The sequence below is a fragment of the Pseudomonas sp. BP11-1-1 genome (assembly GCF_052112105.1).
Lineage (GTDB): Bacteria > Pseudomonadota > Gammaproteobacteria > Pseudomonadales > Pseudomonadaceae > Aquipseudomonas > Aquipseudomonas alvandae.
The window spans coordinates 46,065-71,251 of record NZ_JAUTYU010000016.1 but is presented as its reverse complement, the minus strand read 5'-3'; the positions used below and the strand labels follow the sequence as shown (position 1 = coordinate 71,251).

Below are 25,187 nucleotides of genomic sequence, written 5' to 3'. Positions count from 1 at the left end.
CCTAGGCGAGGTGCCGAGTGGTGGGGCAGAGCGTTTTTGCTTACTTTTGGCGCTCTTCCAAAAGTGAGCCGCCGTAAGGGCGGAACCCTAAGCGGCCGTGACCGCAGAGACGGATATGTACACCATCACGAAGCCGTCACAGGGGGCCTGCGACTGGCCATAGCCGTAACCCCATACCCAATCAACGCCGCCAGGATCGACCCGGTAAGAATCCCCATCCGATCCATGCCCGCGTACTCACTCACACCCGGCTCAAACGCCAGGGAACCCACGAACAGACTCATCGTAAAGCCGATCCCGCAAAGTATCGCCACCCCCAGCACCTGGCCCCAGTTCGCGCCGCTGGGCAGGCTGGCGATGCCGATCTTGACGGCCAGCCAGGTCAGGCCGAACACGCCGACGGTCTTGCCAAGCAACAGACCGATCGCAATGCCCATCGGCACATGGTGAGTGAAGCTCTCCACCGTGACGCCACTCAGCGACAGACCGGCGTTGGCGAAGGCAAACAACGGCAGGATGCCGTAGGCCACCCAGGGATGCAGGGCATGCTCCAGCGTCAACAACGGAGAGGTTTCGGCGTTCTTCGTGCGCAACGGAATACAGAACGCCAGGGTCACACCCGCCAGCGTGGCGTGGACGCCGCTCTTGAGCACGCAGACCCAAAGAATCAGCCCGACCACCATATAGGGGCCGAGCTTGACCACGCCCATCCGGTTCATCGCCACCAGGCCGGCTATGCACGCGGCCGCCAGTCCCAGCGACAAGGTCGACAAGGCACCCGAATAGAAGATCGCGATAATGATAATGGCGCCCAGGTCATCGATGATCGCCAGGGTCATCAGGAACAGCTTGAGCGATACGGGCACCCGTTTGCCGAGCAATGCCAGCACGCCCAGGGCGAAGGCAATATCGGTGGCCGTCGGAATGGCCCAGCCGGCAAGAGCGGCGGGATTGTCGCGGTTCAGGAACCAATAGATCAGTGCGGGCACCAGCATGCCACCGATCGCCGCTGCGCCTGGCAAGACGATTTGCGAAGGCTTCGACAGTTGCCCATCGAGTACCTCGCGCTTGACCTCCAGGCCAATCAGCAGGAAGAACAACGCCATCAAACCGTCGTTGATCCACAGCAGAAGGGGCTTGGCGATTTTCAGCGCACCGACTTGGGCAACCACGGGCGTGTCCAGCAAGCCGGCATAAAGCCAGGATAATGGCGAATTGTTGATGACCAGGGCCAGCACAGCGGCGGCGATCAGCAACAGGCCACTGGCCGCTTCGAGTTGGAAAAACCGTGACAAAGAATTACGTAGAGCCAAGGTTGCTCTCCATTCATCAATTTCAAAAAGATGGCACACCCTAACCCGTACGGTTGGTTGCTAAAACAAAAGTTATATTCTTTTTTGTTATATATCGTTACAAAGCGCCGTCCCAGGTGGTCAGGCAGTTCCGTGCCATATTGGACCTTAGCTGTACCTGTGCGGGATGTCGGTTTTTTCCTAAGCTTGCGTCTCGTATTTCCGAACCAGATCGTGCCCCACGGCCCTCGGTCTGCCTGTGTCGTACCGAGCCAATGAGAACACACACCATGAACGACCACCGCCAGTGGGCGCGCGAAGCCATTCGCATCATCGAGGCCGATTTCCAGCGCAGCGCCGATACGCACCTGATCCCGCTGCCGTTGCCTGGATTACCGGGCATCGAGCTGTATTTCAAGGATGAGTCGAGTCATCCCACCGGCAGCCTCAAGCATCGACTGGCCCGATCCCTGTTTCTCTACGCGTTGTGCAACGGCTGGCTCAAGCCCGGTGCGCCGGTGATCGAGGCGTCCAGCGGATCGACGGCGATCTCCGAGGCTTACTTCGCGAGATTGCTGGGCCTGCCATTCATCGCGGTGATGCCTGCGAGCACTTCGCGGGAAAAAATTGCACAGATCGCTTTTTATGGCGGCCAGAGCCATTTGGTCGATGATCCTACGCAGATTTACGCCGAGTCCGAGCGCCTGGCCCGTGAGCATGACGGGCATTTCATCGACCAATTCACCTACGCCGAGCGCGCCACGGACTGGCGAGCCAATAACAACATTGCCGAGTCGATCTTTCAGCAGATGCGCTTCGAGCAGCATCCAGAGCCGACTTGGCTGATTTCCAGTCCCGGCACCGGCGGTACGACTGCCACCCTGGGACGCTACGTACGCTACCGCCAGCATTGCACCCGGGTGCTGTGTGCCGATGCCGAGCGTTCGGTGTTCTTTGACTACTACCGCAGTGGCGATGCCAGTCTGCGCCTGGATTGCGGTTCGCGGATCGAAGGCATCGGCCGGCCACGGGTCGAAGCGTCATTCCTGCCCAAAGTCATCGATGCGATGGTCAAGGTGCCGGACGCCTTGTCCCTCGCGGCCATGCATTACCTGGCCCAACGCCTGGGACGACGGGTCGGAGGTTCCAGCGGCACCAACCTGATCGGCGCGCTGATTGCCGCAAAATGCATGGTGGACGCCAGCGAATCGGGCTCGATCGTGGCGATCTTGTGTGATGGCGGGGAGCGTTACGCCACGACTTATTACGATCCGGCGTGGCTCAAGGAGCAAGGGTATGAATTGGACGCGTTGATCAGCGCCGTGGCGGCATGTGTGGAGCGAGGCGAAGCGCTGCCGGAGAGTGTGTTGCGGGCCAATATTTGAATCACTGAGGCCTCTTGTGGGAGCGAGCTTGCTCGCGATAGCGGTGGATCAGTCAACAAGTGTGTTGAATGCCGGGCCGCCATCGCGAGCAAGCTCGCTCCCACAGGTCCGGTGTCAGGCCTCGAGGCCGAGCATGTCCCGCGCCACCGCCTCGGCAATCCGGATTCCATCGACGCCCGCCGAGAGGATCCCGCCCGCATAACCGGCACCTTCGCCCGCCGGGAACAAACCCTTCACATTCAGGCTCTGCAGCGTTTCGTTGCGGGTAATGCGCAGCGGCGACGACGTGCGGGTCTCGATCCCGGTCAGCACGGCGTCATGCAGCGAGTAGCCACGGATCTGCTTTTCGAACGCTGGCAACGCTTCACGAATGGCTTCGATGGCGAACTCCGGCAGGGCCAGGGCCAGGTCGCCCAAGGCAACCCCCGGTTTGTAGGACGGTTCGACGCTGCCCAGCGCCGTGGACGGTTTGCCGGCAATGAAGTCGCCCACCAGTTGCGCAGGGGCTTCGTAGTTGCTGCCGCCGAGCACGAAGGCGTGGGATTCCAGGCGCTCCTGCAACTCGATCCCTGCCAACGGACCACCCGGGTAATCCACTTCCGGGGTGATACCCACGACGATGCCGGAGTTGGCGTTGCGCTCGTTGCGCGAGTACTGGCTCATGCCGTTGGTCACGACCCGATTCGGCTCGGAGGTGGCTGCCACCACGGTGCCGCCCGGGCACATGCAGAAGCTGTATACCGAACGGCCATTCTTGGCGTGGTGCACCAGCTTGTAGTCCGCGGCGCCGAGTTTCGGGTGCCCGGCGTATTTGCCCAGGCGCGCGCTGTCGATCAACGATTGCGGGTGTTCGATACGGAAACCCACCGAGAACGGCTTGGCTTCCATGTACACGCCACGGCTGTGGAGCATGCGGAAGGTGTCCCGGGCGCTGTGGCCCAGGGCGAGAATCACGTGTTTGGAGTGGATCTGTTCTCCGCTGGCCAGCTCGACGCCGACCAGTTGGCCGTCCTCGATCAGCACATCGGTGACCCGCTGTCCGAAGCGCACTTCGCCGCCCAGGGCGCGAATCTGCTCACGCATGTTTTCCACGACGCCTGTCAGGCGGAACGTACCAATGTGTGGCTTGCTGACGTAGAGGATTTCTTCGGGCGCGCCGGCCTTGACGAACTCGTGCAGGACCTTGCGCCCGAGGAATTTCGGGTCCTTGATCTGGCTGTAGAGCTTGCCGTCGGAGAATGTCCCCGCGCCGCCCTCGCCAAATTGCACGTTGGATTCGGGGTTGAGCACGCTTTTGCGCCACAGGCCCCAGGTGTCCTTGGTGCGCTGGCGTACTTCCGGGCCGCGCTCGAGGATGATCGGCTTGAAGCCCATCTGCGCCAGCAGCATGGCGGCGAAGATGCCGCACGGGCCAAAGCCGACCACGATCGGCCGTTCGCCAAGGTCGGCTGGTGCGTGGCCAACCACCTTGTAGCTGATGTCCGGTGCTTCGTTGACGTTACGATCATCGGCAAATTTGCGCAGCACGCTGGCTTCATCACGCACCGTCAGGTCGATGGTGTAGATGAAGCACAGCTCGGAGGATTTCTTGCGTGCGTCGTAGCTGCGCTTGAACAAGGTGAAGTCGAGCAGGTCATCGCTGGCGATGCCCAGGCGTTGCACGATGGCGGGACGCAGGTCTTCTTCAGGATGGTCGATCGGCAGCTTGAGTTCGGTGATTCGTAACATGGCAGGATCCGGTTCGCGGGACGCACTACTGCGCCAGGGCGTATTTCAAACCGGCGATTATAAGCTGCAAACCCGCTTTCGGTGAGGTTTAAACAGCTTCCCGTCGGATCAGTCGTCGCGCGCGCCGCCGAAATAGGCGCAACCGCGCTGGACCTGGCCGTTGACCCGCAACTCCGCACTCATGTGTTGCACGCTGCCGGTGGCGCTGTCGACACAGCGCGCTGGCGTGACCCAGAGCTCGACTTTCTGGCCGTTGGCTTCGGTGCCGAGGTTGAAACGGCCGTCGCCCAGTTGCTCCTCGACGTAAGGCACCGCCAGTGGGGGCTGGCCTGCGCGGTCCAGCACCAGGCCTTTGCCGCTGGCCGTGAGGGCCCATTCTGGGCTGTGGCCCGCTGCACGCAGAATCACGCGCTTGAAGTCAGCGTTGTCGCAAGCGGTCGCCGAAGGTTCCAGGCGATACAGTTGCTCGACGTCCAACTGACTCTCGGTACCGGCCGACGCGCTGGAAACGATGCGACCGCGCAAGTCGGCGAACACCTTGCCGCTATCATCCGCCAAGGTGGCGGCTTGTTGCAGGACGCTGGTGCCGCCAGCGTCATTGACGATGTAGCGGCGCTGTTCCTGGCACGGCTGGAACACCAGCTTGCCATCCGCTGCCGTCAGTTCGCCTTGCATACGCGTTTGCCCGGCATGGGACACGCTCTGGCGCGGGGCTTCGAGCAACTGGCAGCCGGCGAACAGTGGAAGAAGGGCGACAAATAACAAGGAACGAGCGGCACGCATCATTGGGTCTCCAGACAAGTGCCGCCACGTTACTCAGACTGATCCTTCATCACAAGGGGGGTTAGCCCACATGAAAAGTCTGGCCGGTTTGTAGGCCTTCGACACTCTTGGCGTAGGCCAACGCCACATCAGCCGCAGGAACCGGCTTATAACCGCGGAAATACGGGGCATATTTGTCCATCGCTTCCAGCAGTACGTTCGGGCTCACCGAATTGACCCGTAACCCTCGCGGCAATTCGATTGCCGCCGCGCGTACAAAACTGTCGAGGGCGCCGTTCACCAGGGCTGCCGAGGCGCCACTCTTGATGGGGTCGTGACTGAGCACGCCGGTGGTGAAGGTAAAAGATGCGCCGTCGTTGGCAAATTCGCGGCCGATCAGCAGCAGGTTGACCTGGCCCATCAGTTTGTCCTTCAAGCCGAGGGCGAAGCTGTCCTCGGTCATGTCGCCCAGGGGCGCGAAGGTGACGTTGCCTGCGGCACAGACCAGCGCGTCGAAGCGCCCGGTCTTTTCGAACAGGGCGCGGATCGAGGCGCTGTCGCTGATGTCCACCTGCACGTCACCGCTGTGGCGGCCGATGCGCACGATTTCATGGCGCGGCGATAGCTCGTTATCGATGGCTGAACCGATGGTGCCGTTGGCACCGATCAACAGGATTTTCATGGGCTGTACCTCAGTAGGGTTGAACGAGGTTGAAGTCTAGAGTGGATTTTCCTGGGGATAAGCGTGCTAATGGGAAACCTTTGGTTTTCATTTGGAAACAATCCATTGAGCGAAATAGACGACCTCGCCGCGTTTGCCGTGCTGGTGGAGGCGGGAAGTTTCACCTTGGCGGCGCAGCAGTTGGGGTGCAGCAAGGGGCAACTGTCCAAGCGCATCAGTCTTCTGGAGGAACGGTTTTCGGTGCTGCTGCTCCAGCGCACGACACGACGCTTGAGTCTCACTGCGGCGGGCGCTGCGCTGTTGCCCCAGGCCCAGGCGTTGTTGGTCCAGGTGGAAAGGGCGCGTCAGGCATTGGCCCGCTTGAAGGGCGAAGTTTCCGGGCCGGTGCGTATGACGGTTCCGGTTTCGTTGGGCGAAACCTTCTTCGAGGGGCTGCTTACCGAGTTTGCCCATGCCTATCCCGACGTGCAGATCGAGCTGGAGCTCAACAACGGCTATCGCGATCTATCCCGCGATGGTTTCGACCTGGCGATCCGCTCCGATGCGGCGATCGATGAGCGATTGGTGGCTCGTCCGTTGCTGGCCTGGCATGAAATGACCTGCGCCAGCCCGGCTTATCTGGAGCGCTACGGCGAGCCGGAAACACCCCAGGCCCTGGCGGAGCACAAGTGCTTGCTCAACAGCCACTACAGCGGACGTGAGGAATGGCTGTACCACCAGCAACACGAATTGCTGCGGGTGCGAGTGTCCGGGCCGTTTGCCAGCAACCATTACAGCCTGTTGAAAAAAGCCGCCCTGGCGGGTGCCGGCATCGCCCGGTTACCGTCTTACCTGCTCAACGAGGAATTGGCTGACGGACGTCTGCGTTGGTTGCTGCGCGACTTCCAGACCCGGCGCATGCCGATGTACCTGGTGCACCCGTATCAGGGTGGGCTGCCCAAGCGCACGCAGGTGCTGGCTGATTATCTGATTGAGTGGTTCAAGAGGAGTGGGGAGGCGTTGGATCGGTTGTAGTAGTTACTGACGCTTACCCTTGTGGCGAGGGGATTTATCCCCGCTGGGCTGCAAAGCAGCCCTAATGATTACGCCGCTGTGTGTCAGGATAATCGAGTTGGCAGTTATGGGGGCTGCTGCGCAGCCCAGCGGGGATAAATCCCCTCGCCACAAGGGGTGCCCACTTGCGATCTGGGCGAAAAAAAAACGGCCCGAAGGCCGTTTTTTATTGCGAGAGAGTCAACCCCCCAAGTACGCCTCGCGCACTTTCGGGTCGGTCAGCAGCGCTTCACCGGTGCCTTGCATCACCACGCGACCGTTCTCCAGTACGTACGCCCGGTCTGCGATCTTCAGCGCCTGGTTGGCGTTCTGCTCCACCAGGAACACCGTCACGCCGTCCTTGCGCAGCTGTTCGATGATGTCGAAGATCTGCTGGATAATGATCGGCGCCAGGCCCAGGGAAGGCTCGTCGAGCAACAGCAGCTTGGGCTTGCTCATCAGCGCACGGCCGATGGCGAGCATTTGCTGTTCGCCGCCGGACATGGTGCCGCCGCGCTGGGTAAAACGCTCTTTCAGGCGTGGGAAAAGGTGCAGCACCTTGTCCATCTGTTCCTGATAGTCGCCCTTGTCGGTGAAGAACCCGCCCATGGCGAGGTTTTCTTCCACGGTCAGCCGGGCAAATACCCGACGACCTTCCGGCACCACCGCGATGCTCTTGCGCATGATGCGCGCCGAGTCCTGGCCCACCAATTCCTCACCCATGTAGCGGATGCTGCCGCTGTGGGCCTGGGGCGAACCGCAGAGCGTCATCAGCAGCGTGGACTTGCCGGCGCCGTTGGCACCGATCAGCGTGACGATTTCGCCCTGGCGGACCTCGACGTTGACGCTGTGCAGCGCCTGGATCTTGCCGTAGAAGGTGGAAACGTTTTCGAACTGCAGCATTTACGCTTCCCCCAGGTAGGCTTTGATCACTTCAGGATTGTCGCGGATCTGTTCCGGCGTGCCGTCGGCCAGGGGCGTGCCCTGGTTGATCACGACGATGTGGTCGGAAATGCTCATGACCAGCTTCATGTCGTGCTCGATCAGCAGCACGGTGACGTTGTGCTCCTCGCGCAACACGCTGATCAACGCCTTCAGGTCTTCGGTTTCCTTCGGGTTCAGGCCAGCGGCCGGTTCGTCGAGCATGAGGATCCGCGGACGGGTCATCATGCAGCGGGCGATCTCCAGGCGCCGTTGCTGACCGTAGGCCAGGGTGCCGGCGGTACGGTTGGCGAACTCGGTGAGGTTGACCTTGTCGAGCCAATACTCGGCGTACTCCATGGCCTCGCGTTCGCTCTTGCGGAACGCCGGGGTCTTGAACAGGCCGGCAAAGAAGTTGGTGTTCAGGTGACGGTGCTGGGCGATCAACAGGTTCTCGACCGCCGTCATGTCCTTGAACAGCCGCACGTTCTGGAAGGTCCGCACCACGCCCTTGCGGGCGATGTGGTGGCCGGCCAGGCCCTGGATCGGCTCGCCGTCCAGCAGGATGGTGCCGCCGGTGGGCTGGTAGAAGCCGGTCAGGCAGTTGAACACGGTGGTCTTGCCCGCGCCGTTCGGCCCGATCAAGGCAACCACTTGTTTTTCTTTTACGGTCAGGGCCACGCCGTTGACCGCCAGCAAGCCGCCAAAGCGCATGCTTAGGTTTTCAACCTTGAGGATCTCGCGGCTCATTTGCGCAGCTCCATGTGTGGGCGTTGCATCGGCAGCAGACCTTGAGGACGCCAGATCATCATCAGCACCATCAAGGCGCCGAACATCAACATGCGGTATTCACTGAATTCACGCATCATTTCGGGAAGCAGGATCATTACGATCGCCGCCAGGATCACACCCAACTGCGAGCCCATCCCGCCCAGCACGACGATGGCGAGAATGATCGCCGACTCGATGAAGGTGAAGGACTCGGGCGTCACCAGGCCTTGGCGGGCGGCAAAGAAGCTACCGGCGAAACCGGCAAACGCAGCGCCCAGGGTAAACGCCGACAGCTTGATCACGGTCGGGTTGAGACCCAGCGCACGGCAGGCGATTTCGTCTTCACGCAATGCCTCCCAGGCGCGGCCGATCGGCATGCGCAGCAGGCGGTTGATGACGAACAGCGCGGCCAGGGCCAGCAACAGGGCAACCAGATAGAGGAAGATCACCTTGTTGATCGAGTTGTATTGCAGGCCGAAGTACTCGTGGAAGGTCTGCAGGCCTTCGGCGGCCTTGCGCTCGAAGGTCAGGCCGAAGAACGTCGGTTTCTCGATGTTGCTGATGCCGTTCGGGCCACCGGTGATGTCGGTCAGGTTGCGCAGGAACAGACGGATGATCTCGCCAAAACCCAGGGTCACGATCGCCAGGTAGTCACCGCGCAAGCGCAGGACCGGGAAACCCAGCAGGAAACCGAAGGTGGCGGCCATCATCCCGGCGATCGGCAGGCAGATCCAGAAGCTCAGGCCGAAGTAGTGGGACAGCAGCGCGTAGCTGTAGGCGCCGACGGCATAGAAACCGACGTAGCCCAGGTCCAGCAGCCCGGCCAGGCCTACGACGATGTTCAGGCCCAGGCCCAGCATCACGTAGATCAGGATCAGCGTGGCGATATCTACCGCGCCGCGCGAACCGAAGAACGGCCACACCAGGGCCACGACGATCAGGCCCAGCACGATCCAGCGCTGGGTCGACGGCAGGGTCAGGAAGTTGCTGGCCTTGGCCGGGATCACCGGCACGCCGGGCGATGCTTTCCATGCAGCGCTGATCTGCGTGCTGAACAGCACGCGCAGGAACATCAGCACAGAGCAGATCGCGATGGTGGCAAGGATGGCCGGGCTGGTGCCGTGCACTTCCAGGTTGATGCCGACGATGGTCAGTTTGAGACCGAGTACCGGGTAGGCCACGGCCCAGACCAGCAGGGCGCTGAAAAGCGCCGATTTGAGATGCCTAGTCATACTTTTTCAACCTCCGGGCGGCCCAGGATGCCGGTCGGCCGGAATAACAGAACCAGAACCAACAAGCCGAACGCCACGACGTCCTTGTACTGGTCGCCGAAGATGTCGGCGCCAAAGGCTTCCGCCACGCCCAGCACCAGCCCGCCGAGCATTGCCCCGGGGATGCTGCCGATGCCGCCCAGTACCGCGGCGGTAAAGGCCTTCAGGCCGACGAGGAAGCCGGCGTTGGGGTTGATTACGCCGTATTGCATGCTCAACAGCACCGCGGCGATGGCCGCCAGGGCCGCACCGATGACGAAGGTCAGGGCGATGATGTTGTTGGTGTTGATGCCCAGCAGGTTGGCCATCTTGATGTCCTCGGCGCAGGCGCGGCAGGCGCGGCCCAGGCGGGAACGGGAGATGAACAAGGTGAGGCCGAGCATGGCGACCAGGGTCACCACGAACACCACGATTTGCATGTAGGAAATCAGCACTTCATGTGCCCCACCTGGCCCGATGGCAAAGTTGCCCGGAATCAGGTTGGGAATGGATTTGTCCTTGGAGTCTTGCGAAAGCAGTACCGTGTTCTGCAGGAAAATCGACATGCCGATGGCGGAAATCAGCGGGATCAGACGGTTGCTGCCGCGCAGGGGGCGATAGGCAATCCGTTCGATGCTGTAGCCATAGGAACTGGTGACCACGATGCTCGCGATGAAAGCCGCGGTCATCAACAGCGGGACACTGTCGAGTCCCATCATGGCCAGCCCGGCGATGGCGATGAACGCCACGTAGGAGCCGATCATGTACACCTCGCCGTGGGCGAAGTTGATCATTCCAATGATGCCGTAGACCATCGTATAGCCGATGGCGATCAGGGCATACGTGCTGCCAACGGTCAGGCCGTTAACCAGCTGCTGGAAGAAGTGATAGATGTCAGGCATTACAACGCTCCTAAAAACCTGATACGCATTTCACTGGTGGAGTCATTTTCCCGCCCGGCCCCGTGGATCTTCATCCACTTCGAACGCGGGTTTTGCCAGCGAACCGCTGATGACGGTTTTGAGATTTTCAGGTGGGGAGACTGGCGGATCACGCCAGCGCGGCCCAATACATTCAAAACAAAGCCCACGGCACGCCGTGGGCTTTATTGGCAGTCAGTCAGGCAGGGCCTTACTGAGGCGAAGCTTCGGTTTTAGGTTTGCCGAAATGCCACTCGTAAACCACGAACTTGAAGTCTTTCAGGTCGCCGTTCTTGTCGAAGCTCAGGTCACCGGTCGGCGTCTTGAAGGTGCCGGCGTGGATGGCTTCAGCCACTTTTTCCGGGTCTTCGCTCTTGGTGGAGGTGATGGCCTGGGCGATCACTTGCACAGCGGAGTAGGACGGGAATACGAACGGACCGCTCGGGTCTTCTTTCTTGGCCTTGAACGCGTCAGCCAGGGCGACGTTGGCCGGATCCTGGTCGAAGGATTTCGGCAGGGTCACCAGCAGGCCTTCGGAAGCTTCCTTGGCGATTTGCGAGATCGAGTCGTTACCCACGCCTTCCGGACCCATGAACTTGGCCTTCAGGCCTTTTTCCTGGGCTTGACGCAGGATCAGGCCCAGCTCCGGGTGGTAGCCGCCGTAGTAGACGAAGTCGACGTTGGCTTGCTTGAGCTTGGCGATCATCGAGGAGAAGTCCTTGTCGCCGGCGTTTACGCCTTCGAACACGGCAACCTTGGTGCCTTTCTTCTCGAGGGTGGCTTTCACCGCGCTCGCGATGCCTTCACCGTACTGCTGCTTGTCGTGCAGGACCGCAACGATCTTCGGCTTGACGTGGTCGGCGATGTAGTTGCCGGCCGCTGGGCCTTGGGCGCTGTCCAGGCCGATGGTGCGGAAGATCATCTTGTAGCCACGAGCGGTGATGTCCGGGCTGGTGGCCGCTGGCGTGATCATGATCACGCCTTCGTCTTCGTAGATGTCCGAAGCGGGCTGGGTAGAGCTGGAGCACAGGTGGCCGACCACGAACTTGACGCCGTCGTTGACGACCTTGTTCGCGACCGCGACCGCTTGTTTTGGATCGCAGGCGTCGTCGTATTCAACGGCGACCAGTTGCTTGCCGTTGACGCCGCCCTTGGCGTTGATCTGCTCGATCGCCATCTTGGAGCCGCTGAACTGCATGTCGCCGTATTGGGCTACAGGGCCGGTTTTCGGGCCGGCGATGCCGATCTTGATGGTGTCGGCGGCAAACGAATGGCTGGCAACCCCGGCCAGAACCATAGCGGCAAACAGTTTGGAAATCTGCTTAGTAGCCTTAGTCATAGTGCTCCACTCATGCTGTTGTAGTTTTTATAGTCCTGGCGCCGTAGCAGCAGAACCGGGTCAGATATCTTGGATATCCTCGCGGAAAATGCCCCCGGCAACTGTACCGGTACAGTGTAGAGCGCCGATTGTTGGCAAGGGAAGCTGGCGCTTGGGGGCAAAACCTGAGGGTGTCGCTTTATTGAAAGAAAAAGACAGATTCGCGGCGGGGTTTGTCCGGTCAAATCGGCAATCCTTGGCTTTGCTGCGCTTTTCAATCGGTGCTGCAATTGCAACCGGGTTTTTCTGCCAGACCACCGACGTTATCATTCGCGCCGATTTCTTTTCCGGACAGCTCCCATGAATCAAGAACCTAGCACCCTCTATGCCAAATTGCTCGGTGAAACCGCATCTATCACTTGGAAGGAGCTGGAGCCGTTCTTTGCCAAGGGTGCCCTATTGTGGGTCGACCCGGCACTGGATCTGATCGCAGCCGCCGAGGCCCTTGCCCAGGACGAAGGTACCAAAGTCGCCGCCTGGCTGGGCGCCGGGCAGGTCGCCAAGCTGTCTGAAACGCGGGCGCTGGATTTTTTCGAGCGCGATCCAGAACTCTGGGCCGTGGTGGTTTCGCCGTGGATCATGATCCAGGAAAGGGCATCGAATTGATCGGTGCACCAAATTGGTTCTCGCTTGGACCTGCTGGAAAGTGTGTAGGCGAGTAGCGTGATGGCAGCCTGCCGTGGCGAAACGCCACAAGGGAGGGTGACGTATACGTAACGGGAACAGTTTATTGAGCAGCCTTTTGGCTGCTCAATTGTTTCTGGATGTTGTTCGGGGGAGAGATATTCGAGACCGCTATCGCGAGCAAGCTCGCTCCCACAATGGGCCTGCGTGCACAAAACCCTGTGGGAGCGAGCTTGCTCGCGATTGAAGGCGACACGGTGTCAAGGCTTACCTCAATACGTCCGGCCAGTATGGTTATTAAGCGAAATAACCTTGGTCTTGCCGATCCGGTGACGGTAAATCTCGCGCAAATACTTGATGGACTTCTTCACGCAATCCCGGGACAGGCGAATGTCGTTGATCGAGACGAACTTCTCCTTGTCGCTGATCAGCTCGCGGTATTTCTTCTCGTACATCGGCTTGATCGCGTACCAGTTGGTGTCGAGGATCTTCGCCGGGTTCTCGAATTCGTTGAGCAGATCGTCGATACGCGCCTCGTCGAATTCTTCGTTGATGATGAAGTCCAGGATCGAATTGTCGAGGGTCTCGTCGAAGCGGTACGGCGTACGGGCGAAGCAGCGCTTGATGAACGCCACGATCAGCGTCAGGAAATCGTCCGACAGGCACGGGCTCTTGGCGATCAGGGTGGTCAGCGACAGGTTCGCCGAGGCGCCGATCACCAAGGCGTAGCGCTTGAGCGTGGTGTTGGGGAACAGGCTGTTGAGGTGGGTCTTGAGCCGGTTCAGGTCCATGTAGGACAGCTTGTAGTCCTTCGGCAACGAGACGATCGATACCACCGACGAGCAGTTCTTGAAGAAGTGCAGGTCATGCAGGGCCGCAGCGTCGTAGCCAGAGTTCTTGTATTGCTCCAGCGAGGCGCGGTAACGCTTGGACTCGATGGGCAGCAGGCTGATGCCTTCGATGGCCTGGGTGACCTTGTTGAAGTGCGGCAGGTCGATGGAGCGGAAGAACAGGTCGTCGATGTTCAGGCGCGGCGGCTCTTTTTCGAACACCTTGAACTTGTCGCCGCTCGGCGCCGGGGTTTCCGGGACGACAGACTCGGCGTAGGCAATCGCCACCGGACCGGCCAGACTCATGAACAGGTCGTTGGCGTCCAGGCGAATGGTTTCGCCGATGTCGATGCCGGCGCGACGGAAGTAGTTCTGGTCGTAGTCGGTCGTTACGGCCTGGGCCGTCAGGATGTTGAAGATCTGCTGGGAAATGTACTGGTTGGCGTGCTTTTCCATGGCATTGACATCAATGTTCTGGATGTTGCCGTCATCGCTTTCTTCGGCGTAGCGCATGATGTCGTTGGAGATCAGCATCATCGCGTTCCATGGCCGGATACGCCCCATCACGCTCGCTTCGCTGCTGTCTTCGTTGGCGAAGTTGTACGAGAAATCCCATTCTTCCGAGAGGTATTTGCACAACAGCCGTCCGGCGTTGATGTGCAGGGCCTCGGACATTTCACTGCGGTGATCGGAAATATTCGGCAGCACGCAGATGCCACTGGTGAAGATCGGCTCGAAGACGAAGGAATGACCGCTCTTGCTGTCGTGTTCGTCCATCGGCTTGGTGTCGAACGTCTTGTTCATGTACGAGTACTGCTGGGCCAGGCCGAACTCCGAGGCCATGCCTGAGCCGGTACCGCCGCCGGCGCTGAAGATCGAGAAATACAGGCGCGACTGGTTGGCCTTGATGCCGCAGCTGTCGATCAGGTACGAGTGGATCATTTTCCAGTCGGGGCTGGAGAAGCGCTGGGTGTCCTTGTTCAGGATGATCTTCGCCAGGTACTGGCCGAGGATCGGCGCGTTACCGGCGCCGCCTGCATGGACTTCCGACAAGTCCATGATTTTCATCTTGCTGTAGTCGCGCAGGAAGCCGCTTTTTTCGCCTTTGCGCGAGAAGCGGATACGCCCGGCGATGTCTTTGTCCAAGTCGCCCAGCATGACCAGCGGCTCCACCAGGAACACCGGTTTGCTGGCCTTGCTGGTGCCCAGGCGCAGGTTGCGCATCCATTGCGCCGGGCGATAGCCCTTGTCACCGTAGGTCTTGTCTTCGGCGTTGAATTCGTTGAGGTAGAACTTGCGAGCGTTGTAGACCAGCTCCGCCACGTCCAGCGCGATATTGGAACCGCAGCGCCCCAGGCCGATCAGGCACACCGACGGGAATTCCTGCTGGCCGCGTTCGCTCTCGTCATCCACCAGGTGCGGCGGGCGCGGGAACACGGCATCACGCAGGCCGTCGAGGTTGTCGAGGATGCGGTCGGTGTTGGTCTCGGTGAAATACAGGTATTGCTGGGTTGCGAGGGATCGCGAGCTGCTCGACAGCGTCGAGGCTTCAGGGCCGTTGGCGGCCGGGCTCAGGGTCAGATCGGAAACCGCAGTGGCTGTTTTTTTGGAAGTCATTGTGCGCCGTATGCCTGAACTGGTTGGTGCGTCGATTTCGTCGACGAACCGTCGCGGATGGGAGCTCGCGTCCTTGAATGGCGCGAATGTCGACCCAAGCGTCCAGGGCTGCAGCCTGAGCAGCGCTCGGGGAGAATCTATTCCTGATCATGTTGGATCGGCCATGCCACGGCGTTCTTTAATCGAAAACAGGCGAAATGATGGCAATTGTTACAGGAAATTGACCGCCGTCATGAAACACGCCCGGCGCCATGGTCGGGTATCAGCCAGGCGAATGATCGGAGACAGCCTGCACATCGCTGTCTAGATTGCAGATTCCGGGCTCGGAAGCCTCGCCCATAACAATAAAAGAGACGGACCCATGCAGAACTCGACCCAAGCGGCGAATGCCTGGCGCATTCTGTTCCTGTTGTTCCTGGCCAACCTGTTCAACTTCTTCGACCGCACCATCCCGGCGATCATCATCGAACCGATCCGCATGGAATGGAGCCTCAGCGACTTCCAGATCGGCATCATCGGCACCGCGTTCACCATCGTCTACGCCATTGCCGGCTTGCCGCTGGGGCGCATGGCGGATACCGGTTCGCGCAGCAAGTTGATGGGCTGGGGCCTGGCGGCCTGGAGTGGGCTGACGGCGGTGAACGGCCTGGTGGGCAGTTTCTGGGCGTTCCTGCTGGTGCGCATGGGCGTGGGCATCGGTGAGGCGAGTTATGCACCGGCGGCGAATTCGCTGATTGGCGATCTGTTCCCGGCTCACCGCCGGGCTCGGGCGATGGGCATCTTCATGCTGGGCCTGCCGTTGGGCCTGCTGCTGGCATTCTTCACCATTGGCGCGATGGTCAAGGCGTTCGACAGCTGGCGTGCACCGTTCTTCATCGCGGCGGTGCCGGGGCTGGTGCTGGCGGTGTTCATGTTTTTTATCAAGGAGCCCAAGCGCGGCGCGGCCGAAACCGTGCAGGTATCCCAGGAAAAGGTTGATAAACCGGTTCGCCGGGTGCTGGCGATTCCGACCTTTCTCTGGCTGGTACTGGCGGGGCTTTGCTTCAACTTCGCGACTTATGCCTGCAACTCGTTCCTGGTGCCGATGTTGCAGCGCTATTTCGGGATGCCGCTGCACGAGGCGGCCGTGGCCACCGGCATCATGGTCGGCGTAACCGGATTGTTCGGTCTGACCTTGGGCGGTTGGGTCGCCGACAAGATCCACCAGCGCGTGCCCAACGGCCGTCTGCTGTTTGCAGCGTTCAGCCTGGCGATTTCCACCGTCACCACGGCGTGGGCCCTGCATGCAGGGCGCATCGAGATCGGTGTGTTCGTGGCGGTATTCAGTGTCGGTTGGCTGTTTGCCTACAACTTCTACACCTGCGTCTATACCGCGATCCAGGACGTGGTGGAGCCGCGCCTGCGTGCTACGGCGATGGCGTTGTATTTCGCCGGATTGTATTTGCTCGGCGGGGGCCTGGGGCCGGTGGTGGTGGGTGGCTTGTCCGACTACTTCGCCCGCACGGCCATGACGGCCGCCGGTGTCGACCAGATGACCGAAGCGTTCAAGGCCATCGGCCTGCATGACGCGATGTACCTGATTCCGGTGGCGCTGCTGCTGACCATGGTGTTCCTGTTCCTGGCGTCTCGCTGCTTCGTGCGCGATGCCAAGCGGATGAAGGAGGGGATGAGCGTGGTGGTGGAGCCGGTTGGCGTGGTGGCGACGGCCTGATAACGCCAGGCTCAATCTTTGGCGAGTGAGCTGTTGTGGCGAGGGGATTTATCCCCGCTGGGGTGCGAAGCAGCCCTCGAATAGCACTCAGTTCACCTGACACACAGCGGCGTCAGTTTTAGGGCTGCTGCGCAGCCCAGCGGGGATAAATCCCCTCGCCACAGGTGTCGTCCGTGCTACCGAGCCTTTTCTTCTCGCCCGCGCAACAGCCGATCAGGCATCGCCACGGCAGCCGCCAGTCCTAGCAACGACACCGCCGCGCTGATCATCAGCAGGTGGCGGAACGTTGCCTGCAATTCTTCGCGCAAAGCGTCCAGCGCCTCGCCCGGTGCGGCATTCAGGCCATCGAGCAGCACGTTGCCTGAGTGCCCTTCGCCCACCACCGACGAACCGGCGAGCTGGGCAAAACCCGAATCCTGCAGCAACGCCAGCAGCAGCGCCGACATCAGCGCCACGCCCACCGCCCCGCCCAGGGAGCGGAACAGGTTGGTGGTGCTGGTCGCGACGCCGATGTCCCGTTGCTGCACCGAATTCTGCGAGCCCACCAGCGACGTGGGAAATTGCATGCCCGAGGCGATGCCGCTGAGCAACATGAACAGGCTGCTCAGCCAGAACGCAGCGGGCGGCGTAAAGGCCATGCCGAGGATGGCGAACGGGAAGAGCACGGCGCCACTGAGGATCATCGGTTTGTAGCGCCCGGTGACCGAGGTCCGCCGCCCGGCAAAATAAGCACCGATCGGCAGCCCCATCGCCAGCGGCAGCAAGTGCAGCGCGGCGCTGTCGGCGCCGGCGCCGGTCACGCTCTGGAAGCGCAACGGCACCAGCACCGTCAGGGAGATGGCCTGGAAACTGGTGAAAAACACCGTGCACCAGCACAACACCGCGCTGCGGTTGACGAACAGGTGCATGGGCAGCAACGGCTCGCGGGCGCGGCGTTCATGCCAGGCGAACAAGCCCAGCACGACCACCGCGCAACCCAGCAACCCGAGCACTTCGCGGCTGTGCCAGGCGTGGCCCTGGCCGATCTGGGTAATGCCCAGCAGCAACGCGGTCAGGCCGATGATCAGCAACACGGTGCCCAAATAGTCGATGATCGGCGTGCGTTGCGGCACCGGCAGCCCCACCAGCGTGCGCCGGGCCACCAGCCAGGCGCCCAGGCCCAGCGGCAGGTTGATCCAGAAGACCCAGCGCCACGACAGGTACTCGGTCATGTAGCCGCCGAGCACGGGTCCGGCCACGCTCGCCACTGCGTACATGCTGCTGAAATAGCCCTGGTAGCGACCGCGCTCGCGGGGCGGGATGATGTCGCCGATGATCGCCTGGCTCACGGAAATCATGCCGCCGGCGCCGATGCCCTGGAAAATCCGCGCCAGCACCAATTGCTCCATGTTCTGCGCCATCCCGCAGAACAGCGAGGCGAGGGTGAACAGGCCCATGCCGAACAGCATCAGCGGTCGCCGGCCATACAAGTCGCCCAGCTTGCCGTAGATCGGCACGGCCACGGTCATGGCGACCATGTAGCCGGAGATCACCCAGGCCAGCAGGCTGACGTCCTTGAACTGCGCGGAAATGGCCGGCATCGAGACCGCGACGATGGTCTGGTCCAACGCCCCGAGGAAAATCGCCAGCATCAGCGCCACCAGCACGCTGCGGATGGCGGGCTGTTGGGCTTGGGGAGTATTGAGCTGAGTCACGGTGGAACCTGCGGGCATCGTGCCTGGCGGCGAAATGCCCGCAGTTTAAATCGATAGCCGGCTATTCGATAGCCTCGTAAGGAAGGCCGACGTAATTTTCCGCGATGGTTTTTCGACCTGCCTCGGAGTCGACGAAATACTCCAGCTCCGCTTCGCTGATGCGCTGGTTGAACGCATCGTCATCGAAGCGGTGCAGCATCGACGTCATCCACCAGGAAAACCGCTCGGCTTTCCAGACCCTTCGCAGGCAGATATCGGAGTAGCGTTCCAGCAGATCCAGGCGACCGTCGCGATAGACCTTGAGCAAGATATTGAACAGCGTGCTGACATCGCTGGCGGCCAGGTTCAACCCCTTGGCACCGGTCGGCGGGACGATGTGGGCGGCGTCGCCCACCAGGAACATCCTTCCGTATTGCATCGGTTCCACCACAAAGCTGCGCAGCGGCGCGATGCTTTTTTCGATGGAAGGACCGGTCACCAGCGTTTCGGCCAGGTCGGCGGGCAGGCGGTTTTTCAGTTCGGTCCAGAAGCGCTCGTCCGGCCAGTCGGCCACTTGTTCCTCGGCGGGCACCTGCAGGTAATAACGGGTACGGGTGCGTGAGCGCATGCTGCACAGGGCGAAGCCGCGCTCGTGGCGCGCATAGACGAGTTCTTCGTGGACGGGCGGGGTATCGGCGAGGATGCCGAGCCAGCCGAACGGGTAGACGCGCTCGAAGACCTTGAGTTTTTCCGCCGGAATCGACTGCCGCGCCACGCCGTGGAAACCGTCGCAGCCGGCCACGTAGTCGCAATCCAGGCGCCAGGTTTCGCCGGCGTGTTCGAAGGTCACGAAGGGGTGATCGTTCGTGAGGTCGTGGGGCTGGGCATTGTCGACCTGATACAGCGTCCGCGCGCCGGATGCCTCGCGCGCCGCCATCAAGTCGCGGGTGACTTCAGTCTGGCCGTAGACCATGACGTTTTGCCCGCCGGTCAGCCCCTTGAGATCAATGTGCACGCGGCGACCGTTGAGGACCAGTTCAAAGCCATCGTGTGGCAGGCCTTCGGTGTCCATGCGCTGGCCAACCCCGGCCTGGCGCAGCAACTGCACCATGCCTTGCTCGAGTACACCGGCGCGGATGCGGCTGAGGACATAGTCGGGCGTCTGCCGTTCGAGGATCACGGTGTCGATCCCAGCGTTGTGCAACAACTGGCCGAGCAGCAGTCCAGAGGGGCCGGCGCCGATAATGGCGACTTGGGTCTTGAGGGTTTTCATTGTTGTTATGACTCGCAAGAGGCACGCGACCAGGGTCGACGTTTATTTTTAGTAATCCTGGCGTGCATTTTTCGCTTGCGGACCTGTCAGTTGAAGGGGAAAACTGCGCTGAAACCTGTACTTTCTGCCAATCGGTGCGATTACCGCCCGTAACCCGAGGCCGATCCTCGTTATGAAGAAAACTGAGCTGCCTTCGATCCCGGTGTTCAAGCTCTATGGCGAAAGCCTGGATTGGCCCACGCCGGACCTGCTGCACTGCGAAACCATTTCCAGCCGCAGCAGCGAGCACCAATGGGAGATCAAGCCCCATCGGCATGCCGACCTGTGCCAGTTACTGTTTGTCTTCAAGGGCCAGGCAGAGCTGGAAATTGAAGGCCAGCGCACCCGGCTCGACGAGCCGGCGGTACAGATCCTGCCGCCGCTGTCGGTCCATGGTTTTCGTTTTTCCGAGGATGTTCAGGGTTATGTCGTGACGCTGGCGGCGCCGCTGGTCACGCACCTGCAAGGGCAATTGGGCCATTCGGTCAACATCCTGGCCCAGGCCGAAGCCTACCCGGCCGGCGAGAACGCCGATTATCTCAACAGTTTGTTCAGTGCCTTGCAGGCCGAGTACGTCGGGCATCAACCGGCCCGGGAAATGCTGATGCATGCGCTGGTCAGCGTGATCATGGTCTGGGTCAGTCGCCAGGTGATGAGCCGGCGCACCTCGACCCAGCGCCCGCAACGGGCCCGGGAATACCTCAACGGCTTCATTCAGCTGGTGGAGGAAACCTATCGTCAGCACGTCAAGGTCGAAGACCTGGCCCATCGCCTGGGTATTTCGGTGTCGCACCTCAACGGTACCTGCCGCGAACTGGCGGGGCAGCCGGCATTGCAGATCATGCATGAGCGGCAATTGTTGGAAGCCAAGCGGCTGCTGACCTACACCGGCATGACGATCTATGAGATATCCGAACTGCTCGGCTTCTCTGACCCGACCAACTTCACCCGACTGTTTCGCCGGCGTGTCGGCATTTCGCCAAAGGCCTTCCGCGACCGGCTCAAGACCGATCAGCTAGACGACTGAAACCGCCTCAGCGCAGAGCGTTCAGGGATGCGTTGTGCGGTATGCAGCGTTCGAAGTTGCAACTGGCGTAGTCACGGGGCAACTGCCTGGCCTGCTCGACCCGATACGCCGCGGTGCCGTACAGCGCAAGCGTGGCGGTGCAGGTGATGAAGATGGCGAGGCGTCTTCTTGTTTTGATGTTCATGGCGATGACCTCTGAACGAATACCCGGGGGTACTGCTTTCAGCATAGGTCAGCTGTGGCGGGTTGCCAGCGAGGCAGTGAGGGTGTTTAACCGATATTCAGAACACTGATATCCCTTGTGGGAGCGAGCTTGCTCGCGATGAGGGCGGGTCAGTCACCCTGAGTGTCGACTGATCTACCGCTATCGCGAGCAAGCTCGCTCCCACAGGGGATTGGGGTGGTCTTTTAACCGGGTTACGCCAGGTGCTCGGGCTTCATCGGATCCCCCGGCTTGACGTCCAGTTGGTGGCGCACGTCTTCGAACATTTCGTCGTAGTACTTGTGCATCGAGCCGATGCTGGCGGTCTTCGGCATGCCGTATTGCTGGGCGATGCGGGTGGCGTGGCGGGCGAAGTCGAAGGCCTGGTCCTTGGCCAGGAAAAACGTCTCGTCCACGTTCTTGTCTTCCACCGTGCCGTGCAGGCGGAAGGACATGCCCGTTCCCTCCTTGGGATCCTGTGCAATCTCGTAGTCGATGCACAGGTTGTAGCTGTAGTCGTCCTTGCTCAGCGCATGGCGCTCCATGTGCAGGTGACCGGGTTGGAACGTGGCCATAAGGTCTCTCCTTCGAAGGCGTGGAGAACGGCAGACACCGCGCCTGCCGCATAAGTTTTGCCGTTACCGATAAACGATCCCCGGCGTTGCCATGCTGATGCGGGTGCCAGCGGTGCCCTGGACGATAGCATCGATGTCCGACAGCGATCCGATCACCGCGTCCTTGCCGGTGTGGCGGGCGAATTCGCAGGCGGCTTGCACCTTCGGCCCCATGGACCCGGCGGCGAAACCGAGCCGTTCCATGTCGTCGGGGTGGGCCTGGGCGATGGCTTTCTGAGTCGGCTTGCCGAAGTCGATGAACGCGGCGTTGACATCGGTGGCGATCACCAGCAGATCGCTGTCCAGTTGTTCGGCCAGCAGCGCCGAGCACAGGTCTTTGTCGATCACCGCTTCCACGCCTTGCAGCTTGCCGTCGACGTCATACATCGTCGGGATGCCGCCGCCACCGGCGCAGATCACGATGCTGCCTTTTTCCAGCAGCCATTTGATCGGACGGATCTCGAAGATGCGCTTGGGCCTGGGGCTTGCGACCACGCGGCGGAACTTGTCGCCGTCCGGGGCGATGGCCCAGCCTTTCTCTGCGGCGAGTTTTTCCGCCTCTTGCTGGCTGTAGACCGGGCCGATGGGCTTGCTCGGGGTCTGGAACGCCGGGTCGTTGGGGTCCACTTCAACCTGGGTCAGCAGCGTGGCGAAGGGCACTTCGAAGTCCAACAGGTTGCCCAGTTCCTGTTCGATGATGTAGCCGATCATGCCTTCGGTTTCGGCCCCCAACACGTCCAGCGGGTACGGCGTGACCGAGGTGTACGCCGCCGCCTGCAACGACAGCAGGCCGACCTGCGGGCCGTTGCCATGGGCGATGACCAGTTGGTTGCCCGGATGGATCTTGGCGATCTGTTCGGTCGCGGTGCGGATGTTGCTGCGTTGATTGTCTGCGGTCATGGGTTCCCCCCGACGCAGGAGGGCGTTACCGCCCAGGGCAACGACGATGCGCATGGTGTTGTCCTTTCAAAAATGTAACTAACAATGCAGTCCCCTGTGGGAGCGAGCTTGCTCCGGGCGGCGATCCGACGATGGAGGAGTGTCAGCTTGCATTGATGTTGGATGGGCCGCCGACATCGCGAGCAAGCTCGCTCCCACAATGAAAAGCACTTCAACCGGATTCAGATATCCGCCAACGCCGCCACCAGGATCGCCTTGATGGTGTGCATGCGGTTTTCCGCTTGTTCGAAGGCAATGTTGGCCGGGGACTCGAAAACCTCCTCGGTCACTTCAACGCCGTTGGCGAGATTCGGATAACGTGCGGCAATGTCCTTGCCGACCTTGGTTTCGCTGTTATGGAACGCCGGCAAGCAGTGCATGAATTTCACCCGGGGGTTGCCCGAGGCCTTCATCATCTGCGTGTTGACCTGGTAGGGCAGCAATTGCTCGATGCGTTCGTCCCAGGCTTCCACCGGCTCGCCCATGGACACCCAGATATCGGTGTGGATGAAATCCACGCCCTTGACGGCTTCTTGCGGGTCCTCGGTGATGGTGATCCGCGCGCCGCTTTCGGCGGCGAAGGCCTGGCATTGGTCGATGAAATCCTGGTGCGGCCACAGCGCTTTCGGCGCGCCGATGCGCACGTCCATGCCCAGTTTGGCGCCGATCATCAGGAGCGAATTACCCATGTTGTAGCGCGCATCGCCCAGGTAGGCGTAGCTGATGTCATGCAGCGGCTTGTCGCTGTGCTCGCGCATGGTCAGGGTGTCGGCGATCATTTGGGTCGGGTGGAATTCGGCGGTCAGGCCGTTGAACACCGGTACCCCGGCGAACTTGGCCAGTTCTTCGACAATTTCCTGTTCGAAGCCCCGGTATTCGATGGCGTCGAACATGCGCCCCAGGACGCGGGCGGTGTCCTTCATGCTTTCCTTGTGGCCGATCTGCGACGACACCGGGTCGATGTAGGTGACGTGGGCGCCCTGGTCATGGGCCGCGACTTCGAAGGCGCAGCGGGTGCGGGTCGAGGTTTTTTCGAAGATCAGCGCGATGTTCTTGCCCTTGAGGTGCGGCTGCTCGGTGCCAGTGTATTTGGCGCGCTTGAGGTCACGGGACAGGTCCAGCAGGAAGTGCAGCTCGCGGTTGGTGTGGTGCATCAAGCTCAGCAGGCTGCGGTTGCGCATGTTGAAAGCCATGGTGGATCTCCTTGGGTGTCGGTTATCCCCTGGGCCGTTCTCGATAAAAACGGCCCAGGCTCGAAGGTCAGTAATCGATAGGGTCGCGAATGATCGGGCAGGTCATGCAATGGCCGCCGCCCCGGCCCCGGCCCAACTCGCTGGCGCTGATCGTGATGACTTCCACGCCGGCCTTGCGCAGCAGCGTGTTGGTGTAGGTGTTGCGGTCGTAGCCGATCACCACGCCCGGCTCCAGGGCGACCACGTTGTTGCCGTCGTCCCATTGCTCGCGTTCGGCGGCGAAGCTGTTGCCGCCGGTTTCCACTATCCGCAGCGCCGGCAACTTGAGGGCGGCGGCTACGGTATCGAGGAAGCTGCTTTCCTCGCGGCGTACGTCGATGCCGCCGGGTTTGCTCTCGTCCGGGCGCAGTGAAAACGCCACGATCTGGCTGACGACCTCAGGAAAAATCGTCACCAGGTCGCGGTCACAGAAACTGAACACGGTGTCCAGGTGCATGGCTGCGCGGGATTTCGGCAGGCCGGCGACGATCACGCGCTCCACGGCGTTGTGCTTGAACAGGTTCAGCGCCAGTTGGCCGATGGCCTGGCGCGACGAGCGTTCGCCCATGCCGATCAACACCACGCCGTTACCGATCGGCATGACGTCGCCGCCTTCGAGGGTGGCATTGCCGTGGTCGTGGTCCGGGTCGCCGTACCAGATCTGGAAATCGGCGTGGGTGAACTCCGGGTGGAATTTGTAGATGGCGGTGGCCAGCAGGGTTTCCTGGCGTCGCGCCGGCCAGTACATCGGGTTCAGGGTCACGCCGCCGTAGATCCAGCACGTGGTATCGCGAGTGAACTGGGTGTTGGGCAGCGGCGGCAGGATGAAGCTGGAGTGCCCGAGGAAGTCGCGGAACATCTGGATCGTCTTGCCGCCGAAGCTGTCCGGCAGGTCATCGGCCGAGACGCCGCCGATCAGGTATTCGGCGATATGGCGCGGCTCCAGGCTGCGCAGCCACGCGCTCACTTCATGCACCAGGCCCAGGCCCACGGCGTTGGCCGTGACCTTGCGATGCAGAATCCAATCCAGCGCCTCGGGGATGGCGACAATGTCGGTCAGCAGGTTATGCATCTCCAGGACGTCGATCCCGCGTTCGCGCATCTTGGTGACGAAATCGAAATGGTCGCGCTTGGCCTGGTTGACCCAGATCACATCGTCGAACAGCAGCTCGTCGCAATTGTTCGGCGTCAGCCGCTGGTGGGCCAGGCCGGGTGAACAGACCATGACTTTGCGCAATTTGCCGGCTTCGGAGTGGACGCCGTACTTCACTTTTTCCGTGGTCAT

General features: G+C 61.1%; 23 protein-coding genes. 5 read left to right on the top strand and 18 right to left on the bottom strand.

The window, feature by feature from the left end:
• Positions 1-125: 125 nt before the first annotated feature.
• Positions 126-1,313, bottom strand: coding sequence for a Na+/H+ antiporter NhaA (gene nhaA, locus Q7C33_RS23380; protein ID WP_030139392.1), 1,188 nt, complete (start codon positions 1,311-1,313; stop codon positions 126-128).
• Positions 1,314-1,582: 269 nt separating this feature from the next.
• On the opposite strand from nhaA, the gene Q7C33_RS23375 reads away from it, so the two are divergent.
• A complete protein-coding gene (locus Q7C33_RS23375; RefSeq protein ID WP_217860203.1) occupies positions 1,583-2,677 on the top strand; it encodes a PLP-dependent cysteine synthase family protein in 1,095 nt (364 codons plus the stop codon).
• Positions 2,678-2,791: 114 nt separating this feature from the next.
• Here the strand turns inward: Q7C33_RS23375 and Q7C33_RS23370 are convergent, their stop codons facing one another.
• The 3 genes from Q7C33_RS23370 to Q7C33_RS23360 form a co-directional block, all read right to left on the bottom strand.
• The gene (locus tag Q7C33_RS23370) at positions 2,792-4,405 is read right to left on the bottom strand and encodes an NAD(P)/FAD-dependent oxidoreductase (protein WP_030139390.1); all 1,614 of its coding nucleotides are present in this window, start codon (positions 4,403-4,405) and stop codon (positions 2,792-2,794) included.
• Positions 4,406-4,513: 108 nt separating this feature from the next.
• On the bottom strand, positions 4,514-5,188 hold the full coding sequence (locus tag Q7C33_RS23365; RefSeq protein WP_217860202.1) for a COG3650 family protein: 675 nt from the start codon (positions 5,186-5,188) through the stop codon (positions 4,514-4,516).
• 61 nt (positions 5,189-5,249) lie between these two features.
• Positions 5,250-5,849, bottom strand: coding sequence for a short chain dehydrogenase (locus Q7C33_RS23360; RefSeq protein ID WP_030139388.1), 600 nt, complete (start codon positions 5,847-5,849; stop codon positions 5,250-5,252).
• A 105-nt stretch (positions 5,850-5,954) separates the two neighbouring features.
• Here Q7C33_RS23360 and Q7C33_RS23355 point away from each other — a divergent pair, with 105 nt between their 5' ends.
• The gene (locus Q7C33_RS23355; RefSeq protein WP_030139387.1) at positions 5,955-6,863 is read left to right on the top strand and encodes a LysR family transcriptional regulator; all 909 of its coding nucleotides are present in this window, start codon (positions 5,955-5,957) and stop codon (positions 6,861-6,863) included.
• A gap of 219 nt (positions 6,864-7,082) precedes the next feature.
• On the opposite strand, the gene Q7C33_RS23350 is transcribed toward Q7C33_RS23355, so the two are convergent.
• The 6 genes from Q7C33_RS23350 to Q7C33_RS23325 all read right to left on the bottom strand — a co-directional run bounded on the left by Q7C33_RS23350 (position 7,083) and on the right by Q7C33_RS23325 (position 12,391).
• The gene (locus Q7C33_RS23350) at positions 7,083-7,784 is read right to left on the bottom strand and encodes an ABC transporter ATP-binding protein (RefSeq protein WP_003184675.1); all 702 of its coding nucleotides are present in this window, start codon (positions 7,782-7,784) and stop codon (positions 7,083-7,085) included.
• Complete coding sequence (gene livG, locus Q7C33_RS23345) at positions 7,785-8,552, bottom strand: high-affinity branched-chain amino acid ABC transporter ATP-binding protein LivG (RefSeq protein WP_030139386.1); 768 nt, start codon at positions 8,550-8,552, stop codon at positions 7,785-7,787. It lies immediately after the preceding gene.
• Positions 8,549-9,805, bottom strand: coding sequence for a high-affinity branched-chain amino acid ABC transporter permease LivM (locus Q7C33_RS23340; protein ID WP_030139385.1), 1,257 nt, complete (start codon positions 9,803-9,805; stop codon positions 8,549-8,551). The genes livG and Q7C33_RS23340 overlap by 4 nt, the downstream gene beginning before the upstream one ends.
• A complete protein-coding gene (livH, locus tag Q7C33_RS23335) occupies positions 9,802-10,725 on the bottom strand; it encodes a high-affinity branched-chain amino acid ABC transporter permease LivH (protein WP_014336891.1) in 924 nt (307 codons plus the stop codon). The genes Q7C33_RS23340 and livH overlap by 4 nt, the downstream gene beginning before the upstream one ends.
• Positions 10,726-10,954: 229 nt before the next feature.
• Positions 10,955-12,082, bottom strand: a complete 1,128-nt coding sequence (locus Q7C33_RS23330) for a branched-chain amino acid ABC transporter substrate-binding protein (protein ID WP_030139384.1) — start codon at positions 12,080-12,082, stop codon at positions 10,955-10,957.
• Positions 12,083-12,142: 60 nt separating this feature from the next.
• On the bottom strand, positions 12,143-12,391 hold the full coding sequence (locus tag Q7C33_RS23325; RefSeq protein ID WP_187293311.1) for a hypothetical protein: 249 nt from the start codon (positions 12,389-12,391) through the stop codon (positions 12,143-12,145).
• Between the two features lie 30 nt (positions 12,392-12,421).
• Between Q7C33_RS23325 and Q7C33_RS23320 the strand changes: the two genes are divergently transcribed.
• Positions 12,422-12,727: a DUF2288 domain-containing protein gene (locus Q7C33_RS23320; protein WP_030139383.1), complete on the top strand. Its 306-nt coding sequence runs from the start codon at positions 12,422-12,424 to the stop codon at positions 12,725-12,727.
• 290 nt (positions 12,728-13,017) lie between these two features.
• Here Q7C33_RS23320 and Q7C33_RS23315 read toward each other — a convergent pair whose 3' ends face one another.
• On the bottom strand, positions 13,018-15,192 hold the full coding sequence (locus Q7C33_RS23315) for a hypothetical protein (protein WP_198797675.1): 2,175 nt from the start codon (positions 15,190-15,192) through the stop codon (positions 13,018-13,020).
• Between the two features lie 361 nt (positions 15,193-15,553).
• On the opposite strand from Q7C33_RS23315, the gene Q7C33_RS23310 reads away from it, so the two are divergent.
• Positions 15,554-16,903, top strand: coding sequence for a spinster family MFS transporter (locus tag Q7C33_RS23310; RefSeq protein WP_407684230.1), 1,350 nt, complete (start codon positions 15,554-15,556; stop codon positions 16,901-16,903).
• Positions 16,904-17,079: 176 nt separating this feature from the next.
• Here the strand turns inward: Q7C33_RS23310 and Q7C33_RS23305 are convergent, their stop codons facing one another.
• Complete coding sequence (locus tag Q7C33_RS23305) at positions 17,080-18,597, bottom strand: MDR family MFS transporter (protein WP_407684229.1); 1,518 nt, start codon at positions 18,595-18,597, stop codon at positions 17,080-17,082.
• Positions 18,598-18,658: 61 nt separating this feature from the next.
• A complete protein-coding gene (gene pobA, locus Q7C33_RS23300) occupies positions 18,659-19,849 on the bottom strand; it encodes a 4-hydroxybenzoate 3-monooxygenase (RefSeq protein ID WP_407684228.1) in 1,191 nt (396 codons plus the stop codon).
• 172 nt (positions 19,850-20,021) lie between these two features.
• Here pobA and Q7C33_RS23295 point away from each other — a divergent pair, with 172 nt between their 5' ends.
• The gene (locus Q7C33_RS23295; protein ID WP_198797679.1) at positions 20,022-20,915 is read left to right on the top strand and encodes a helix-turn-helix domain-containing protein; all 894 of its coding nucleotides are present in this window, start codon (positions 20,022-20,024) and stop codon (positions 20,913-20,915) included.
• A gap of 7 nt (positions 20,916-20,922) precedes the next feature.
• Here Q7C33_RS23295 and Q7C33_RS23290 read toward each other — a convergent pair whose 3' ends face one another.
• From Q7C33_RS23290 to arcA, 5 genes are all read right to left on the bottom strand, one after another.
• Complete coding sequence (locus Q7C33_RS23290) at positions 20,923-21,099, bottom strand: hypothetical protein (protein ID WP_181289314.1); 177 nt, start codon at positions 21,097-21,099, stop codon at positions 20,923-20,925.
• Positions 21,100-21,332: 233 nt separating this feature from the next.
• Positions 21,333-21,692, bottom strand: coding sequence for a DUF5064 family protein (locus tag Q7C33_RS23285; protein WP_198797680.1), 360 nt, complete (start codon positions 21,690-21,692; stop codon positions 21,333-21,335).
• A 63-nt stretch (positions 21,693-21,755) separates the two neighbouring features.
• Positions 21,756-22,685 carry a carbamate kinase gene (gene arcC / locus Q7C33_RS23280; RefSeq protein ID WP_407684227.1) on the bottom strand — a complete coding sequence of 310 codons (930 nt, stop codon included), beginning with the start codon at positions 22,683-22,685 and terminating at the stop codon, positions 21,756-21,758.
• A 167-nt stretch (positions 22,686-22,852) separates the two neighbouring features.
• Complete coding sequence (locus Q7C33_RS23275) at positions 22,853-23,863, bottom strand: ornithine carbamoyltransferase (protein ID WP_030139376.1); 1,011 nt, start codon at positions 23,861-23,863, stop codon at positions 22,853-22,855.
• 67 nt (positions 23,864-23,930) lie between these two features.
• A complete protein-coding gene (gene arcA / locus Q7C33_RS23270; RefSeq protein ID WP_407684226.1) occupies positions 23,931-25,187 on the bottom strand; it encodes an arginine deiminase in 1,257 nt (418 codons plus the stop codon).